The 288-nt window shown below is 62.2% G+C and carries 1 protein-coding gene; it reads left to right on the top strand.

Annotated features, from left to right (window positions below):
- Positions 1-288 (top strand): DDE-type integrase/transposase/recombinase (locus ACW5XC_RS20445; protein ID WP_456516117.1); only part of this gene is annotated, 288 nt, incomplete at both ends.

Genomic DNA, 288 nt, shown 5'->3' with positions numbered 1-288 from the left:
ACAGTTTTCACCGTTTCTACCGTCATCCCAACTTGCTCAAGGCGGGGCCAGAGCAGGTCACGCCGGTGGCCCCGGAGCAGGTCTGGGTCGCTGACATCACCTATCTGCCAGCCAGGAGCGGGCCGCTGTACCTGAGCCTGGTGACGGATGCGTACTCACGCAAGATAGTGGGCCATCACGTGCACGAAGGGATGCACGCCGAATCGGTGGCGATGGCGTTCAAGAAAGCGCTGAAGCAACGGCGTGGCGGCGGTGAACTCATCCATCACTCAGACCGCGGCGTGCAGT

It is taken from the genome of Aeromonas sp. 25-AL00135 (genome assembly GCF_054052385.1).
Note: the sequence above shows the minus strand (reverse complement) of the source record. Positions and strands in the feature narration are given on the sequence as shown.